This is a genomic window from Rathayibacter sp. SW19 (assembly GCF_030866825.1).
Classification (GTDB): Bacteria; Actinomycetota; Actinomycetes; order Actinomycetales; family Microbacteriaceae; genus Rathayibacter_A; species Rathayibacter_A soli.
Genome location: NZ_CP133020.1, coordinates 1,941,899 through 1,957,725, shown reverse-complemented (window position 1 = coordinate 1,957,725; position 15,827 = coordinate 1,941,899). Strand labels below are relative to the sequence as shown.

The following is a 15,827-nucleotide window of genomic DNA, read 5'->3' as shown; positions in this document are numbered from 1 at the left end:
ATGCCGGGCCGACTCCTCGCGCCCTTCGGCACGCTCAGGGACCGGCTATTGTCAGCGCTTGCGCTTCTCGCGCACGCGCATGTTCAGCACGATCGGTGTGCCCTCGAAACCATAGAGCTCGCGCAGCCTGCGTTGGATGTAGCGGCGGTACCCGGGATCCAGGAACCCGGTGGTGAACAGCACGAACGTCGGCGGGCGGCTCGAGGCCTGCGTTCCGAACAGAATCCGTGGCTGCTTTCCGCCGCGCACCGGGTGCGGATGCTCCGCGGTGAGCTCGGCCAGGAACGCATTGAACTTGCCGGTGGCGATCCGTGTGTCCCACGATTCGAGTGCGAGCTCAAGGGCCGGCACCAGCCGCTCCAGGTGACGGCCGGTGCGTGCGGAGATGTTGACGCGCGGCGCCCAAGCCACGTGCGCGAGGTCCTGTTCGATCTCGCGCTCCAGCATCCGTCGGCGCTCGTCGTCGAGCAGGTCCCACTTGTTGAACGCGAGCACGAGGGCGCGGCCGCTCTCCAGCACGAGGTCGATGATGCGAACGTCCTGCTCGCTCAACGGCTGACTCACGTCGATGACGACAACGGCCACCTCGGCTTTCTCCAGCGCGGTGCTCGTGCGCAGCGACGCGTAGAAGTCTGCGCCCTGCTGCAGGTGCACGCGACGTCGGATGCCCGCGGTGTCGACGAATCGCCACACCTTTCCGGCGATCTCGACCTGCTCGTCGACCGGGTCACGCGTCGTTCCAGCGAGCTCGTTGACGACGACGCGCTCTTCACCGGCTGCCTTGTTGAGCAGCGACGACTTGCCGACATTGGGTCGCCCGACAATGGCCACCCGACGTGGGCCGCCGACCTCCTGCTTTGCGACGGCGGACACCTCGGGCAGCACCTTCATCAACTCGTCGAGCAGATCCGCGACCCCGCGCCCGTGCAGCGCGGAAACCGGATGCGGCTCCCCCAGCCCGAGCGACCACAGCGCTGCGGAACCCGGCTCCTGCCGGGAGTCGTCGACCTTGTTCGCCGCGAGGAACACCGGCTTCTTCGTCTTGCGCAGCATCCGCACGACGTGCTCATCTGTCGCTGTCGCGCCGACGTTCGAGTCGACGACGAACAAGACGGCATCGGCCAACTCGACCGCGATCTCGGCCTGCGCGGCGACGGATGCGTTGATCCCCTTCGCATCCGGTTCCCAGCCGCCGGTGTCCACCATGGTGAAGCGACGACCGTTCCACTCCCCCTGATACGAGACTCGGTCGCGTGTGACGCCGGGTGTGTCTTCGACGACGGCCTCGCGGCGGCCCAGGATGCGGTTGACCAGCGCAGATTTGCCGACGTTCGGCCGGCCGACGATCGCCAGCACCGGCAGCGCGGGCAGATAGGTGATCGCGTTCGGGTCTTCCGTGACGGCCTCGAGCACATCGAGGTCGGTCTCATCGAGGTCGTAGTCGTTCAGCCCTGCCCGCAGCGCGATCGCGCGTTGGGCCGCGTCCGTCTCATCGAGGTCGGCAAGGCGGGCCGCCAGGTCATCGGGGCCAGCCGGGAAGTCATCTGTGTCAGTCATCTGGGGGTCTCTCTGGTCTGGATGGGGTCTCGATACGCGTGGCTCGTTCCTCGCCGCGCTACTCGACCACCGAACGGATGACGGCGATCACGGCATCCACGGTCTGGTCGAAGTCCAGCTCGGTCGAATCGACGGTGGTCACACCGTCAGCAGCGTTCATGAAGTCCACGACACGGGAATCCGCCTCGTCACGGCGATGTAGTTGCTCGCCGACGGTCTGCGCCGGCTGTTCGGACAACTCGGCTGAACGCCTGGCTATCCTAGCCTGTTCAGTTGCGGTCAGCAGAATTCGCACGGGGGCGTCCGGGGCGACGACCGTTGTGATGTCTCTGCCCTCTGCGATAATTCCGGGCCGATCGGCGGATGCCATGATCCGCCGGAACAGATCGTTCAGCCACGCGCGCACCTGCGGGATTCGCGCGATGTCGCTGACGACAGCAGAGACATCCGGTTCGCGGATCGCGTCTGTCACGTCCCGCGCGCCGACCTGCACGCGGTAGCCGTCTGGATCGATGCCGATCCAATAGTCGAAATCGGGCAGTGCGGCGATGACGATTTCGGGTTCAGTTGGGTCCAGGCCACGCGACACGACGAACCAGGCCAGAGCCCGATACGCCGCACCGGTGTCGAGGAATCCGTAGCCGAGGCGGCGCGCGACCGCCTTGCTCACGCTCGACTTGCCACTGCCGGCCGGGCCGTCGATCGCGACGACGATCGGTGTGGTCGGTGCGCTCATCCGGCAATCCTCCAGCCGCGTTCGATCAGGTCATCCAGGGTGCGTTGCTGCGCTTCCGGCAGCACCGCGATCTCGGCGAGTCCGATCTGCGCACCCGGTGAATGCTCCAGGCGCAGATCCTCGATGTTGACACCGATTTCACCGAGTTCTGTGAACAATCGGCCGAGCTCGCCGGGTGTGTCGTCGACAAGCACGATGATGCTGGCGAAGCGTCTGTCCTGCCCGTGTTTGCCAGGAATGCGCGCCACTCCAGCGTTGCCGCCGGCGAGCTCTTCGGCGAGCGCGCGCCGGGCGCCGGATGCGTCGACGTCGTCGAGCGCGTCGATCACGCGGTCGAGATCCTCACGGTAGCCGCGCAGAATATCGACGACGGCTGGAGCGTTCGCGCCGAGGATCTGCACCCACAGCTCCGGATTGCTTGCGGCGATCCGGGTGACGTCTCGAAGCCCTTGCCCAGCAAGGCCCAGCGCTGCTTCCGACGAGCCGACCAGCCGCTTCGCCATGAGCGTGGACACGAGTTGCGGGGCGTGAGACACGAGTGCGACGGCTGCATCGTGTGCGACGGTATTCATTTCGACAGGGATTGCGCCAAGGTCCAGTGCCAGCGACTCCACAACGCTGACCGTGGCACGAGACAATTCGGGTCGCGAGCAGACCACCCACGGGCGCGCGATGAACAGATCTGCCCGGCCGGCGATCGCACCACCGCGCTCCCGACCTGCCAGCGGATGCGATCCGACGTAACGGCTCAGGTCGAGCGATGCCCGTTCGAGCTCTTCCAACACGGCCACCTTGACGCTGGCGACGTCTGTCACGACCGCGTCTGGGAACCTGGCCAACTCGGCCGCCACGACCGCGGCCGTCGAATCCGGTGGCACGCTGACCACAACGAGACTCGGTTGATCGCCGGGCTCGGTTGCACGGCCCGCGCCGTAGTCGATCGCCAGGCGCAAGTTGGCCCTGGACGCATCGGCCAGCACGACGTCCACTCCCCGCGCACGCAGGCTGAGCCCGATGCTGGCACCGAGCAGACCCGCCCCGACGACACGAACAGGCCCCGCTGTTCGCGCGAGATTGTCATTCACGGTGTCTCTTTCGAATTCGGCTGTGACCTTTCCTGAGGGTTCGACCCGTCCCGAGAAATTGTGAGCAGCTGGCCGAGTTCCACTTTAGTCAGGTCGCGCATCGCCCCAGCAGGGAGCGTGCCGAGGTGCAACGGGCCGAACTGGCGGCGCACCAAGTCGATCACCGGATGTCCGACGTTCTCCAGCATCCTGCGCACGATCCGGTTGCGTCCCGAGTGCAAAGTGACCTCGACCAGGCTGGTGTTGCCTGCGCCTCCGCGCTCGAGCAGCCGTGCTTTGTCAGCTCGGATCGGTCCGTCGTCCAGGTCGATGCCGCGGGTCAACTTCGATACAGCCTGCGGTGTCACTTGTCCGGCGACGACTGCGATATACGTTTTCGTGACCCCGAACGATGGATGTGCCAAGACGTGTGCAAGTGCTCCGTCGTTGGTCAGCAGCAGCAGTCCACTGGTCTCGGCGTCGAGCCGGCCCACATTGAACAACCGTTCCTCATAGCGGTCCGTGAACACACGCAAGTCCGGCCGGCCGTGCTCGTCGTGCAGTGAACTGACGATGCCAACGGGCTTGTTCAACATGACATAGCGCCGGCTCGGGTCCACCTGCACGGCCACGCCGTCGACCGTCACCAGATCGGTCTCAGGGTCGATGCGCAGACCCGGCTCCATGACGACCTGACCGTTGACGGCCACGCGCCCGGCCGCAATGAGTTCCTCGGAGACACGGCGCGATGCAACGCCGGCGGCGGCCATGACCTTTTGCAGCCGTTGGCCGGAGCGGTCGCGCTGCACGTCGGCCATGTCATCCGGGCCGCCCGCGGCTCGTCGTGCGCCGGTGCCGCCAATGTGATCAGTGGACATCGTCGAATCCGTCCGCTCCGTCGGAGAGCAGTGGTGAGATGTGCGGCAATTCGTCGATCGAGTTGATGGCGAGCTGGCTGAGCAGGAGATCGGTGGTCTGGTAGTTGATCGCGCCGGTCTCGGCATCCGTAAATGCCTCGGTGATCAGCCCGCGCCCGAGCAGGGTGCGCACAACCGAATCGACGTTGACAGCGCGAATCGAGGCGATCGCGCCCCGGCTGATCGGCTGCTTGTACGCGATGACGGCCAGAGTTTCGAGAGCTGCCTGCGATAGTCTGCTCGGATTCTGCGTCATCACGAAGTCGCCAACGAGGCCGTCGTAGTCAGACCGCACGTAGATTCGCCAGCCGCCACCGACTTCGCGCAACTCGAAGCCGCGACGCACGGGTGCGGTCACGCCGTCGAAGTCTTCCACCAGCGCATCGATGGCCTGACGCACGGCCGCGACGGGAGCACCGACCGCCGTGGCCAGATTCACCAGGCTCTGCGGTTCGTCCGCCACCATCAAGATCGCTTCGAGGGCCCGATGGATGTTGATTGCTGGGCCTGGCTGCCCACCCCCGGGCTCGTCAGCCTCGGCTTCATCGATGAGTTCAACTGTCATAATCTGCCCCCAGATTGGCAAGGTTCTCTTCCGACCAGTTCTCCGCAGCCCAGCGCAGTGTCAGCTCCCCGAGCGGTTCCACCTGTTCGAACGATACGGCCGAATGGCGGTACAACTCGAGGATCGCAAGAAAGCGGGCGATCACAACACCCCTCTGTTCCGCACCAGCGATCAGCTGTCTAAATGTGTGAGGCTGACCTGAGCGCAACATCGCAACGACGTAGGCGGCCTGCTCCCGGATGCTGACCAACGGAGCATGCAGATGGTCCAGGCCGACGATGGGAATGTCCTTCGGGGTGAGGGCGAGAAGCGCCAGGGCTGCGAAGTCGTCTGCGGTCAGCGTCCACACCAACTCCGGCGTGGCTTTGCGATACTTCTCTTCCAGCCGCACGGAGCGGGTGTGTCTGCTCGACTCGGCCTCGAGGCGGTCTGCGAACCAGGCGGATGCCTCCTTGAAGGCACGATATTGCAGCAGGCGGGCGAACAGCAGGTCGCGGGCCTCGAGCAGCGCCACATCCTCCGCGTCTACAAGTTCGCCCTGTGGCAGAAGCCCGGCAACCTTCAGGTCGAGAAGTGTCGCGGCCACCACAAGGAATTCGGTGGCCTGGTCCAGGTCATCCGCCGTCGTGATTCCGTGCAGGTAGCCGATGAACTCGTCGGTGACACGACTCAGGGAGATCTCAGTGATGTCCAGTTCATGCCGGGAAATCAGTGAGAGCAGAAGATCGAACGGCCCCTCGAATTCGCCGACGGCTACGCGGAACGAAGCGGGCGCATCCGGGTTGGTCACACCCTGGCTGATCGCATCCGCATCGATCGTCGCCGGGCCGGCATCCGCTGACGACAGGCCGTGCGACGACAGGCTAGGCGACGGCGCCACGGGCAACTAGTTCGCGCGCGAGCTGGCGGTAGGCCTCGGCGGCGGGGCTGTCTGGCGCGAACTGCGTGATCGGGGCGGCTGCGACAGACGCATCCGGGAACTTGACGGTGCGGGAGATCACGGTTTCGAGAACCTGGTCGCCGAACGCGTCGACGACCCGCTCCAACACTTCCCGTGAATGCAAAGTGCGCGAGTCGTACATGGTGGCGAGAATTCCGTCGAGTTCAAGCGCGGGGTTGAGCCGTTCGCGCACCTTGTCGATGGTCTCGATCAGCAAAGCAACGCCGCGCAAGGCGAAGAATTCGCACTCGAGCGGGATGAGAACGCCGTGGCTTGCGGTGAGTGCGTTCACGGTCAGGATGCCGAGCGATGGCTGGCAGTCAATCAGTATGACGTCGTAGTCCGCGCTGACCCGGCGCAGCACGCGTGCCAGGATCTGCTCGCGTGCGACCTCGTTGACGAGGTGCACCTCTGCAGCGGACAGATCAATATTCGCCGGAATCACGTCGAGCCCTGGCACGCTCGTGTGCTGGATCGCCTCGGCAGGGTCCTTGCTACTGGATAACAGCAGGTCATAGATCGTGATGCACTCGTGGGTGGGAACCCCGAGGCCGGCAGACAGCGCACCCTGAGGGTCGAAGTCGATGGCAAGAACTCGCCGACCGCACTCTGCCAGCGCTGCACCCAGATTGATGCTGGAGGTGGTCTTGCCGACGCCGCCTTTCTGATTGCAGAGTGCGATCACGCGGGCCGGGCCGTGAGCCTTCAAATTCTTCGGATCCGGGAAACGACGAAACGGGCGCCCGGTTGGGCCGAGGGTCTCAGCCATAGAGGCGTCATCCAGCCCTGGGAGCTCCTGCTCGTCGTTGTGTTTACGCGCCACGAAAGACTCCTCGCTCACTGTCTTGGCCCCGGTACCTCTGGCATTCGAGTCTAGCGAGCCGGGCCGCTCTACTTTGTGCGGATCGCCGCTACCAGGGCGGCCCGGTCACAGCGAAGTTCTCACGAGTCGACGGGCCATCGAGATCGCGGATGCGCGTTGGTGTACATGTCGCGGAGAGTGTCTGCGGTCACGAGGGTGTAGATCTGCGTCGTCGCCACCGACGAGTGCCCGAGCAGTTCCTGCACCACGCGCACGTCGGCACCGCCCTCCAGCAGATGAGTCGCGAAAGAGTGTCGTAGCGTGTGCGGAGAAACGTGCGCGCTCAGGTCGGCGCGTTCGGCCGCCTGTTTGATGATCAACCACGCGTTTTGACGGGAGATCCGCTGCCCGCGCACTCCGAGGAACAGGGCAGGCGTAGCCCGGCCTCGCCGCGAGAAAACGGGCCGCGCCCGCACAAGGTACGCGTCGATTGCCGCACGTGCGTAGCTGCCGATCGGCACTATCCGCTGTTTACTGCCTTTGCCGGTCAGCCGCACGATATCGGTGTCGAACACGTCGTCGACATTGAGCCCGACGGCCTCAGAGACGCGTGCGCCTGTGGCATACAGCAACTCGAGCAGCGCCTTGTTGCGCAGTGAGACGGTATCGTCACCGTCGGTTGTGGCCAGCAGCGCCGCCACCTGGTCAACCGAGATCGCTTTCGGAAGCCGTGACGGCAGTTTCGGTGGGGCAACCTCGTGTGCGACGTCGGTTGGAACGATCTGCTCTTCGAGCAGAAAACGGTGGAACCCTCGTACGGTCGACAACATCCGCGCAATCGAAGACGCGGTCAACGGCCGGTCGGCTCGGGTGCCCAGGTGACGAGCGTAGGCGCTGACGTCGTGTGCCGTGATTGCCCACACGTCGCCGCGCCCGGCATCCGCGAGCCACTGCAGATAGCTGCGAAGGTCACGGCCATACGCGGCAGTGGTGTTCGCGGAGAGTCCGCGTTCGATCGAGACGTGCCGCAGATACGAATCCACCGCTGTCTCGAGTGTCATGATTGCCGAACTGGGGCGCTCTTCGGATGCCGCGGCCACGCCGCATCGCCGGCACCGAGGGTGCGCCAGCCGCGCGCCCGGGCGGCATGCGCGGCAAGCACGCCGATCGCCAGCGAAGGATTCTGCAATCGACGGGCGAGCACGGCATCCACGACATTGTCGAGACCGACCCAGCGCACCTGGATGTCGGCTTCCTCCTCCGTACGGTGGAACGGCCGGTCAGTTGCTGTCAGGTCGCGGGCAAGATAGATCCGGATCGCCTCATCGCTGCCGCCGGGCGAGGTGTAGAACTCGGCGAGTACGTCCCACCGCGTTGCGATGAGGTCTGCTTCCTCGGCAAGCTCACGCTGAGCAGCGGCGAGAGGCAGCTCACCCGCGATATCCAGCAGCCCGGCCGGGATCTCCCATTCGCGGGTGCGCACCGGATGCCGATACTGCTTGATCAGCAGCACGTTGTCGTCAGCGTCCAGTGCGAGAATCGCGACAGCGCCGGTGTGATCGACGTACTCGCGCACGATCGTGCCGCCGTTGTATGCGAACGCATCGCGGCGGATGTCCCAGACCACACCCGGATACACGACGTCGCTGCGCACGATATCGACCGATGCCGCCTCGTCGCTCAGCGCGTCAGGCATCCTCTTTGACCTCGAACAGGCGGCTGGCCTGCTGGCGGTCCAACGCTGCCGCGATCAGCCCGCGAAACAGCGGATGCGCGTGGTTCGGCCGCGAGCGCAACTCCGGGTGCGCTTGGGTGCCGACATAGAACGGATGCACCTCGCGCGGCAGTTCGACGTATTCGACGAGGTGGCCGTCCGGCGATGTTCCGGAGAATTCAAGCCCTGCTGCGGCGATCCGGTCGCGGTAGGAATTGTTGACCTCATAGCGGTGCCGGTGCCGCTCAGACGCCTCGTGTGAGCCGTAGAGTTCCGCGACAATCGATCCCGGGGTGAGCGCAGCCGGGTACAGCCCGAGTCGCATGGTGCCGCCGAGGTCACCGCCTGCGATGATCTCCACCTGCTCGGCCATTGTGGCGATCACGGGATAGTCGGTGTCAGGGTTGAATTCGCTCGACGAGGCACCTACGAGCCCCGTCTCATGGCGGGCGAACTCGATCACCATGCACTGCAGGCCGAGACACAGCCCGAGCACTGGGATTTGATTCTCGCGTGCGAAACGCAGGGCGCCGACCTTGCCTTCGATGCCACGGATGCCGAACCCGCCTGGCACGCAGATGCCGTCGACGTCGGAGAGCATGCGCGCTGCGCCTTCTGCAGAATCGCACTCGTCCGACGGAATCCAACGCAGGTTGACTCTTGCGTGATTGGCGAAACCGCCGGCTCGCAGTGCTTCCGTGACCGACAAGTAGGCGTCGGGCAGGTCGACGTACTTGCCGACGAGGCCGATCGTAACCTCGTGTTTCGGATCGTGAACGACGTTCAACAGTTCGTCCCAGCTGCTCCGGTCGAGCACGCCCTCGTCCAGTCCGAGCTGGCTGATGATGTACTCGTCGAGGCCCTGTTCGTGCAGCATCGTCGGGATGTCATAAATGCTTGACACGTCGACGGCGTTGACCACTGCCTGCTCATCGACGTCGCACATCAAAGCGATTTTGCGCTTATTTGCTTCGGAAACGGGCCGGTCGCTGCGCAGCACGAGGGCATCCGGTTGAATTCCCAACGAACGCAACGCAGCAACGGAGTGCTGTGTCGGCTTGGTCTTCTGCTCGCCGGACGCGTTCATAAACGGCAGCAGCGACACGTGCACGAAGAAGCAGTTTGCGCGGCCGAGTTCATGCCGTACCTGCCGGGCTGCCTCGATGAACGGCTGCGACTCGATATCGCCGACGGTGCCGCCGATCTCGGTGATGATCACATCCGGTTTTGGCTCGTCGGTTGCCTGCAAACGCATGCGCCTCTTGATCTCGTCCGTGATGTGCGGAATGACTTGTACCGTGTCACCGAGATACTCGCCCCGTCGCTCTTTTGCTATCACCTGTGAATAGATCTGACCGGTCGTCACGTTCGCGGCCTGGCTCAGGTTGATGTCGAGAAACCGCTCGTAGTGGCCGATGTCGAGGTCAGTCTCAGCACCATCGTCTGTGACGAAGACTTCTCCGTGCTGGAACGGGTTCATCGTGCCGGGGTCCACATTGAGGTACGGGTCAAGCTTCTGCATGACAACGCGCAGCCCGCGTGCGGTGAGCAGATTGCCGAGACTGGCGGCCGTCAGCCCCTTGCCTAACGAAGAAACGACACCACCTGTCACGAATATGTGCTTGGTTGTGCCGTTTGGAATGCCCGCGTTTAATTTATCCACCACGGGCTTTCATGCTATCACCGCAACTCAAAGGCCCGATGCGAACGACGCGCGCTCGGGCGTCGCATCGATCACGGGTTGCGGGTACCGGCGAGCTCCAGCAGTTCGCGAGCGTGCTCGAGTCCGCTGGCAGAATCCGACAGACCCGAAAGCAATCGCGTCATCTCTGCGATGCGTTCTTCCCCGCTCAGCTGTCGAACGCTCGACGCAGTAACTGCCCCGTCGCTGTCCTTCACGACGGAGAGGTGGTTCGTTGCGAACGCTGCCACCTGGGCGAGGTGGGTGACGACGATCACCTGCGCGCTTCCGGCGAGCTTGCCCAACCGGCGCCCGATTTCGATTGCGGCCGCACCGCCGACACCGGCGTCGATCTCGTCAAACACGAACGTCGGAACCGGGTCGCTGCCTGCCAGAACGACCTCCAGCGCCAGCATGACTCTCGACAATTCACCGCCGGATGCGCCGCGGCTCAGTGCTCGCGGCTCAGCTCCCGCGTGCGGCTGCAGCAAGATCGCTACGTGATCGCGGCCGGAGTGTGTGAACTCGTCGCGTTGGGTGACCTCGACGCTCAGGCGCGCGTCCGGCATGGCCAGTGCACCGAGCTCAGCCGAAACAGCAGCACCCAGCTGCTTCCCTGCCGCGATGCGGGCGGCGCTCAGTTCGCCCGCCAGCTCAGTCAGCCGGTCAAGCTCGACGTCGACGGCCAATGTCAGCTGTTCAATCCGTTCGCTGTCGCCGTCAAGCTCGAACAATCGGGCGCTGCCGTTGTCGAGGCGCTCAATCACGTCTGCCAGCGTCGGCCCGTATTTGCGCAGTAGCACCGACAGTTGCGCCCGACGCTCCTGCACGACTTCGAGTTCACGGGCGCCGTCTGTGTCGAGCGTGGCGAGATAGCTCGACAACTGGGCTGCAATGTCTGTGACGAGGTAACCGGCATCCGCAAGCAATGCCGCGATCGGCGCGAGCGCCGCATCGTGATCGGCCGCGCGCTCGAGCGCGCGGCGGGAGGACTCGATCAGGGAAACGGCATCCGGTTGGTCGGAATCCTCAGCAGACATCTGTTCACGCGCTGTCGCTGCCGCCTCACGGAGCTCCTCGAGGTTCGTCAGGCGCTCCGCCCGCTCGCTGAGCTCATCGTCTTCGCCGGGCTGCGGATCGGCAACCTCGATCTCGGCCATTGCCGCGCGCAGTTCTGCCGCTTCGGCCTGCCGCCTGTCGCGATCGGCAACCAGTTCCTCGAGTTCTTCGCGATCGACGCGCCACTGCCCAAACGTCTCCTGGTACGCGGCCAGCTGTGCGCCGAATGCTGCGCCGGCGAACCGATCGAGCGCATCACGCTGGGCCCTTGCCGACTTCAGCCGCACCTGATCGGACTGCCCGTGCACCACGACGAGTTTCTCCGCGAGCTCTCCGAGTACACTGACTGGCGCGCTTCGACCGCCGATGATCGCGCGGCTGCGCCCTTCGCTGGAAACCGATCTACTGAGCACCAGTTCCGCCAGGCCTGCGGAATCTGCTTCGTCGAGGTCTCCGCCTGCGTCGCGCACCCGCTCAGCGACGTCACCGCTGTCAGCAACTCGCCAGCGGCCCTCGACCCACGTCTGTGCACTGCCTTGGCGCACGGAGCCGGTGTCAGCGCGCTCGCCGAGCAGAAGTCCGAGCGCCGAGACCACCATGGTCTTGCCTGCACCGGTCTCCCCCGTCAACGCAGTGAATCCGGCACCGAGAGGCAGCACCGCGTCGGCGATCACTCCAAGGTTGCGGATGGAGATTTCGTCAATCACGGCCGATCGGCCCTCTCCAGCCGCTGACGGGAAGGTTGAATTTGCGCACGAGCCTATCGGTGAACGGCCCGTGGTGAAGTCGCGCTAGCCGCACAGGCACGCTGGATCGACGCACGATCACGCGCGCACCGGGCGGAAGATCGAACGCACGACGACCATCGCACCAGAGGATTCCCGGCACGTGGCCCCTGGCCAGCAACTCGACAGCCAATGATGACTCGGGGCCGACGACGAGCGGTCGTGCAAAAAGAGCGTGAGCACTGAGCGGCACCAGCAGCAGCGCATCCAGACTCGGCCAGACGACGGGGCCGCCCGCCGAGAAAGAGTACGCTGTGGAACCCGTCGGGGTCGCCATCACGACGCCGTCGCAGCCGAAGCTGGAGAGCGGTCGCCCGTCGACCTCGACGATGACCTCGATCATGCGCTCTCTGCTGGCCTTCTCCAGACTGGCTTCGTTCAGCGCCCAGCTTTCGTAGATGACGCGGGAGTCGTGCTTGACGCGAACCTCGATGGTCATGCGCTCCTCGACTGTGTAATCACCCGCCAAGCCACGGGCGACCGCCTTGGCCAGGTCGTCTCTTTCGCTTTCTGCGAGAAAGCCCACGTGGCCAAGATTCACGCCGAGCAGCGGCGCGGCGCAACCGCGCACCATCTCGGCGGCGCGAAGAATCGTGCCGTCTCCACCGAGCACGATCACGATCTCGAGCTCTTCGGGCTGCACGTCGTCACCGAGCACGGCTACGGTGCCGAGCTCTGGGGCAAAGGCCAGCAGATCCTCGCGTTCGTCTCTGCTCAACACCGGAGTCGCGCCGGCATCGATCAACTGACCGCACACCTGCACACCGGCCTCGAGTGAGTCGTCGCGCCCGGTGTGCGAGACGACGAGAATGTAGCGCGCTGGTGCAGCCATCGAGGTCACACTCCCACCATCGTTCGAATCTGCCGCAACCATTCTGTCGGATGTGTACCCGCGCTCGCGCTCAACCAGACCAAATACTCGTGATTGCCGTGACTTCCGAGCATTGGGGAGGGCATGATGCCCGCTGTGCCGAGCCCGCAATCCCATGCCGCCCAGAGCACACCGGTGATGGCGTCTTCGCGGCGATCCGCATCGTGCACGATCCCCTCTTTGATGCGGGTGCGCCCGACTTCGAACTGCGGCTTGATCAGCAACACGAGGTCGGCGTCAGGCGCTGCCGAGCCGACCAGTGCAGGCAGCACCATGGTGAGCGAGATGAACGACAGATCGCCGACGACGAGCGAGGGCACCTCCTCGACACCGGTGGCCTCCGCCAGAGCAGCCGCGGTCAGGTAGCGCACGTTCAGGCCTTCGACGCTCACCACGCGGGGGTCCTCTGCCACCAACGGAGCCAACTGCCCGTGCCCGACATCCGCGGCGATGACCTGAGTTGCTCCGCGCTCGAGCAGAACTTGGCTGAACCCGCCTGTCGACGCCCCGACGTCGAGCACGAACCGGCCGGCAACCGTGATATCGAACGCGTCGAGAGCGGCGATGAGTTTGTGCGCCGCCCGGCTCACATAATGATCGGACGCCGATACCGCGATCACCTGCGTATCCGTCACCTTGGTAGCCACCTTCAGCACGGCCGTCCCATCCACCGTGACGGCGCCGTCTGCGATCAGCTTGGCCGCGTGCGTGCGCGACCGCGCAAGCCCGAGCGCCGCGACCGCTGCATCCAGCCGAGACTCAGTCATGGGCGCGCTGGAGGTCCCCGCCTTCGAGCACATCGCGCAGCTCGTCGTGCAGGTGCGCGTATGCGTCGGCGCGCGTCTCGAGCGGCTGATCTTCGATCACACGCAGGCGGGAGAGCATCGCTTCGTCCTGATCCGGATTCTCGGTGGCCACCTCACAACGGTAGCGCGAAACGCGCGCGCTCAGGCGTAAAGCCGCTCGGGCACGTCGAGCGCGTAGATCGGCGTTCCGGAATTCCAGATCGCTGCGCACGCCGCCCGCAACAGATTCAACCCGGATGCACCATCTGCGAGAATCCGCACGTCGCCCCCCGAGACGCGCACCACCGCGTCACGCACTGTGACTGTTCCGTCTTTGGCAACGGCGGGCTCCGGATACGCTTCGTGCAGGCCGCGCAAATCCTCCAGGATGTAGCGAGGGCGCGAGTCCGAGTCCGCAGCGATCAGCTGTTTGGCATGGTCGACCCCGGTCAGAACCAGCGCTGCGTCGATACCAGCCCGGTTTGATCCGAGAATGTCTGTGTCCAGTCGATCGCCGATAAACAGCGGCCTCGCTGCCGTGAACCGTGTGCGGGCCTCTTCGAAGATGGCCACCTCCGGTTTGCCTGCTACGACGGGCAGTCGGCCGACGGCGCTGTGCACAGCAGAGACCAGCGTGCCGTTGCCCGGAGCGATGCCGCGTTCCACCGGCAGCGTCCAGTCCGTGTTCGTCGCAACCCAGGGAATGCCGGCCTCGCCACCGGCCAGCGCAATGGACGCCTCGGCGAGGTCGCGCCAGCCCAAATCGGGCGAAAACCCCTGGATCACAGCGGCAGGCGCGTCGTCTGCGGAACCGACGATCACAAACCCGGCACGCGCGACCTCCGTGCGCAGGCCCTCCCCGCCGATCACCAGCACGCGCGAACCTGCCGGAATCATGTCGATCATCAGACGCACCGCGGCCTGAGGTGACGTCACGACGTCACTCGGCTCAACGGACAGACCCAACTCCCTGAGATGAGCCGCAACCGAAACATCGGTGCGGGAGGCGTTGTTGGTGATGTAGCCGATCCGCGCGCGCGACGCGGCTCTGTTCAAACTCTCGACCGCATAAGGGATCGGCCGAGCGCCGGTGTACACGACACCGTCCAGATCCGCGAGTATGACATCCACTCCGTCCAGCGGAGACACCACGCTAGTCTGCGTTCTGCGCTTCAGCGTCATCACCGGTTTCCGTGTGATCCTCAGGTTCTGGGCTGTCTCCCGGTTCCGGGCTTTCTCCAGGTTCCTGGCTTTCTCCAGGTTCCTGGCTGTCTCCCGGTTCCGCGCCGTCGTCTGCTTCGCCGCCAGTGTCGACGGGAAGCTCCTCTTCGACCACTTCGATCGTCTCGTCATCGACCTCGCCGGAAGCTGCCGCCAGAGCGGCATCGGCACGATCGGCACGGTCGCGCCACTGTGCAGCCTCGTCCGCACGGCCGAGCTCTTCGAGCACCTCAGCGTATGCGAAATACAGTTCAGGGCTGTATGAGAACGCACGATCCGGATCCAGTTGCGGTATCTCGAGCTCGACAAGTGCAGCCTGCGCGTCTCCTTGATCGAGGCGCGCTCCCGACATCGCAATCGCAAGGGACGCCTGCACGTCGTTCGGCAGGGTTGAGCGATCCACGGAACGCCCGAGTTCAAGTGCGCGGTCGGGCCGACCGACACCACGTTCGCTGTCGACCATCAACGGCAACTGATTGTTGGATCCCGAAATCCGCCGATATGTGCGCAGCTCTCGCAGTGCGAGTGCGAAGTCGCCAACGCCGTATGCCGTGATCGCCAGGGTCTCACGTACCATTGCGATACGCCCCGCACGTCGAGCGGCGGAGACCGCGTGTTCGTGCGCCAACGCTGGATCCTCATCGATCAGACGCGCGGCCATGACCAGATGTTTTGCAACGCCTTCCGCGTTGTCCTTGCTGAGTGTCTTCAATTCGTTGCGCGCGATCCGATCGAGTTGCTCTGCGGTCACATCGTCCGGGATCACTGGATCCTCGTGTCGCGGGCGCACGGACTTCAGTTCGTAGCGAAGCCGCTCTTCTTCTGTCAGCTCTTGCTCTCGTCGATGAGCATCACGATCACCGCGGGCCGGGGCACCGTCGCGCGTCCACAACGTCCGCTCGCCGCCGCGAGGCTGGTGAGCAGACGGCCGCCCGCCTCTACTCTCCCAGGGCTGGCCAGAACCGGGCTTGCCAGAACCGGGCTTGCGAGAACCGGGCTTGCCAGCGGATGCCTTCCCACCGGATGCAGCGCCGTCGCGCTTTTCCCACGGCTTGCGTTCACCTGAGGCACCATCGCGCTTTTCCCAGGGTTTGCGCTCGCCGGAACGCGCCGGGCGACCCGACGATGAC

At 64.9% G+C, this 15,827-nt stretch carries 17 protein-coding genes; all 17 read right to left on the bottom strand.

The window, feature by feature from the left end; genetic code table 11:
* Nucleotides 1-51: 51 nt before the first annotated feature.
* On the bottom strand, nt 52-1,557 hold the full coding sequence (der, locus tag QU604_RS08895; protein ID WP_308468446.1) for a ribosome biogenesis GTPase Der: 1,506 nt from the start codon (nt 1,555-1,557) through the stop codon (nt 52-54).
* A 58-nt stretch (nt 1,558-1,615) separates the two neighbouring features.
* Nucleotides 1,616-2,293, bottom strand: a complete 678-nt coding sequence (gene cmk / locus QU604_RS08890) for a (d)CMP kinase (protein ID WP_308468445.1) — start codon at nt 2,291-2,293, stop codon at nt 1,616-1,618.
* Nucleotides 2,290-3,378 carry a prephenate dehydrogenase gene (locus tag QU604_RS08885; protein ID WP_308468444.1) on the bottom strand — a complete coding sequence of 363 codons (1,089 nt, stop codon included), beginning with the start codon at nt 3,376-3,378 and terminating at the stop codon, nt 2,290-2,292. Before QU604_RS08885 ends, cmk begins: the two co-directional genes overlap by 4 nt.
* Nucleotides 3,375-4,175: a pseudouridine synthase gene (locus QU604_RS08880; protein ID WP_308468883.1), complete on the bottom strand. Its 801-nt coding sequence runs from the start codon at nt 4,173-4,175 to the stop codon at nt 3,375-3,377. Before QU604_RS08880 ends, QU604_RS08885 begins: the two co-directional genes overlap by 4 nt.
* A 49-nt stretch (nt 4,176-4,224) precedes the next feature.
* Nucleotides 4,225-4,839 carry an SMC-Scp complex subunit ScpB gene (gene scpB, locus QU604_RS08875; RefSeq protein ID WP_308468443.1) on the bottom strand — a complete coding sequence of 205 codons (615 nt, stop codon included), beginning with the start codon at nt 4,837-4,839 and terminating at the stop codon, nt 4,225-4,227.
* A complete protein-coding gene (locus QU604_RS08870; RefSeq protein WP_409350029.1) occupies nt 4,829-5,641 on the bottom strand; it encodes a segregation and condensation protein A in 813 nt (270 codons plus the stop codon). The genes scpB and QU604_RS08870 overlap by 11 nt, the downstream gene beginning before the upstream one ends.
* A 61-nt stretch (nt 5,642-5,702) precedes the next feature.
* Entirely contained in the window at nt 5,703-6,548 is an 846-nt protein-coding gene (locus tag QU604_RS08865) for a ParA family protein (RefSeq protein WP_308468881.1), read from the bottom strand.
* A gap of 173 nt (nt 6,549-6,721) precedes the next feature.
* On the bottom strand, nt 6,722-7,642 hold the full coding sequence (gene xerD, locus QU604_RS08860; protein ID WP_308468442.1) for a site-specific tyrosine recombinase XerD: 921 nt from the start codon (nt 7,640-7,642) through the stop codon (nt 6,722-6,724).
* Nucleotides 7,639-8,277 carry an NUDIX domain-containing protein gene (locus QU604_RS08855; RefSeq protein WP_308468441.1) on the bottom strand — a complete coding sequence of 213 codons (639 nt, stop codon included), beginning with the start codon at nt 8,275-8,277 and terminating at the stop codon, nt 7,639-7,641. Before QU604_RS08855 ends, xerD begins: the two co-directional genes overlap by 4 nt.
* Nucleotides 8,270-9,961, bottom strand: a complete 1,692-nt coding sequence (locus QU604_RS08850; protein ID WP_409350010.1) for a CTP synthase — start codon at nt 9,959-9,961, stop codon at nt 8,270-8,272. The genes QU604_RS08855 and QU604_RS08850 overlap by 8 nt, the downstream gene beginning before the upstream one ends.
* 68 nt (nt 9,962-10,029) lie before the next feature.
* Nucleotides 10,030-11,742, bottom strand: a complete 1,713-nt coding sequence (gene recN, locus QU604_RS08845) for a DNA repair protein RecN (RefSeq protein WP_308468440.1) — start codon at nt 11,740-11,742, stop codon at nt 10,030-10,032.
* Nucleotides 11,735-12,652, bottom strand: coding sequence for an NAD kinase (locus QU604_RS08840; protein ID WP_308468439.1), 918 nt, complete (start codon nt 12,650-12,652; stop codon nt 11,735-11,737). Before QU604_RS08840 ends, recN begins: the two co-directional genes overlap by 8 nt.
* A gap of 5 nt (nt 12,653-12,657) precedes the next feature.
* Nucleotides 12,658-13,458: a TlyA family RNA methyltransferase gene (locus QU604_RS08835; protein ID WP_308468438.1), complete on the bottom strand. Its 801-nt coding sequence runs from the start codon at nt 13,456-13,458 to the stop codon at nt 12,658-12,660.
* A complete protein-coding gene (locus QU604_RS08830) occupies nt 13,451-13,609 on the bottom strand; it encodes a hypothetical protein (protein WP_308468437.1) in 159 nt (52 codons plus the stop codon). Before QU604_RS08830 ends, QU604_RS08835 begins: the two co-directional genes overlap by 8 nt.
* A 29-nt stretch (nt 13,610-13,638) precedes the next feature.
* On the bottom strand, nt 13,639-14,658 hold the full coding sequence (locus QU604_RS08825; RefSeq protein ID WP_308468436.1) for an HAD-IIA family hydrolase: 1,020 nt from the start codon (nt 14,656-14,658) through the stop codon (nt 13,639-13,641).
* Nucleotides 14,630-15,463 carry a hypothetical protein gene (locus QU604_RS08820; protein WP_308468435.1) on the bottom strand — a complete coding sequence of 278 codons (834 nt, stop codon included), beginning with the start codon at nt 15,461-15,463 and terminating at the stop codon, nt 14,630-14,632. The genes QU604_RS08825 and QU604_RS08820 overlap by 29 nt, the downstream gene beginning before the upstream one ends.
* A 59-nt stretch (nt 15,464-15,522) precedes the next feature.
* Nucleotides 15,523-15,759, bottom strand: a complete 237-nt coding sequence (locus QU604_RS08815) for a hypothetical protein (protein WP_308468434.1) — start codon at nt 15,757-15,759, stop codon at nt 15,523-15,525.
* Nucleotides 15,760-15,827: the final 68 nt, after the last annotated feature.

Coding starts and splice junctions, on each gene's coding strand:
- xerD (WP_308468442.1), bottom strand. CDS start 7,642: ATGACACTCGAGACAGCGGTGGATTCGTATCTGCGGCACGTCTCGATC.
- QU604_RS08825 (WP_308468436.1), bottom strand. CDS start 14,658: ATGACGCTGAAGCGCAGAACGCAGACTAGCGTGGTGTCTCCGCTGGAC.
- der (WP_308468446.1), bottom strand. CDS start 1,557: ATGACTGACACAGATGACTTCCCGGCTGGCCCCGATGACCTGGCGGCC.
- QU604_RS08835 (WP_308468438.1), bottom strand. CDS start 13,458: ATGACTGAGTCTCGGCTGGATGCAGCGGTCGCGGCGCTCGGGCTTGCG.
- QU604_RS08880 (WP_308468883.1), bottom strand. CDS start 4,175: ATGGCCGACGTGCAGCGCGACCGCTCCGGCCAACGGCTGCAAAAGGTC.
- QU604_RS08855 (WP_308468441.1), bottom strand. CDS start 8,277: ATGCCTGACGCGCTGAGCGACGAGGCGGCATCGGTCGATATCGTGCGC.
- QU604_RS08840 (WP_308468439.1), bottom strand. CDS start 12,652: ATGGCTGCACCAGCGCGCTACATTCTCGTCGTCTCGCACACCGGGCGC.
- QU604_RS08865 (WP_308468881.1), bottom strand. CDS start 6,548: ATGGCTGAGACCCTCGGCCCAACCGGGCGCCCGTTTCGTCGTTTCCCG.
- scpB (WP_308468443.1), bottom strand. CDS start 4,839: ATGACAGTTGAACTCATCGATGAAGCCGAGGCTGACGAGCCCGGGGGT.
- cmk (WP_308468445.1), bottom strand. CDS start 2,293: ATGAGCGCACCGACCACACCGATCGTCGTCGCGATCGACGGCCCGGCC.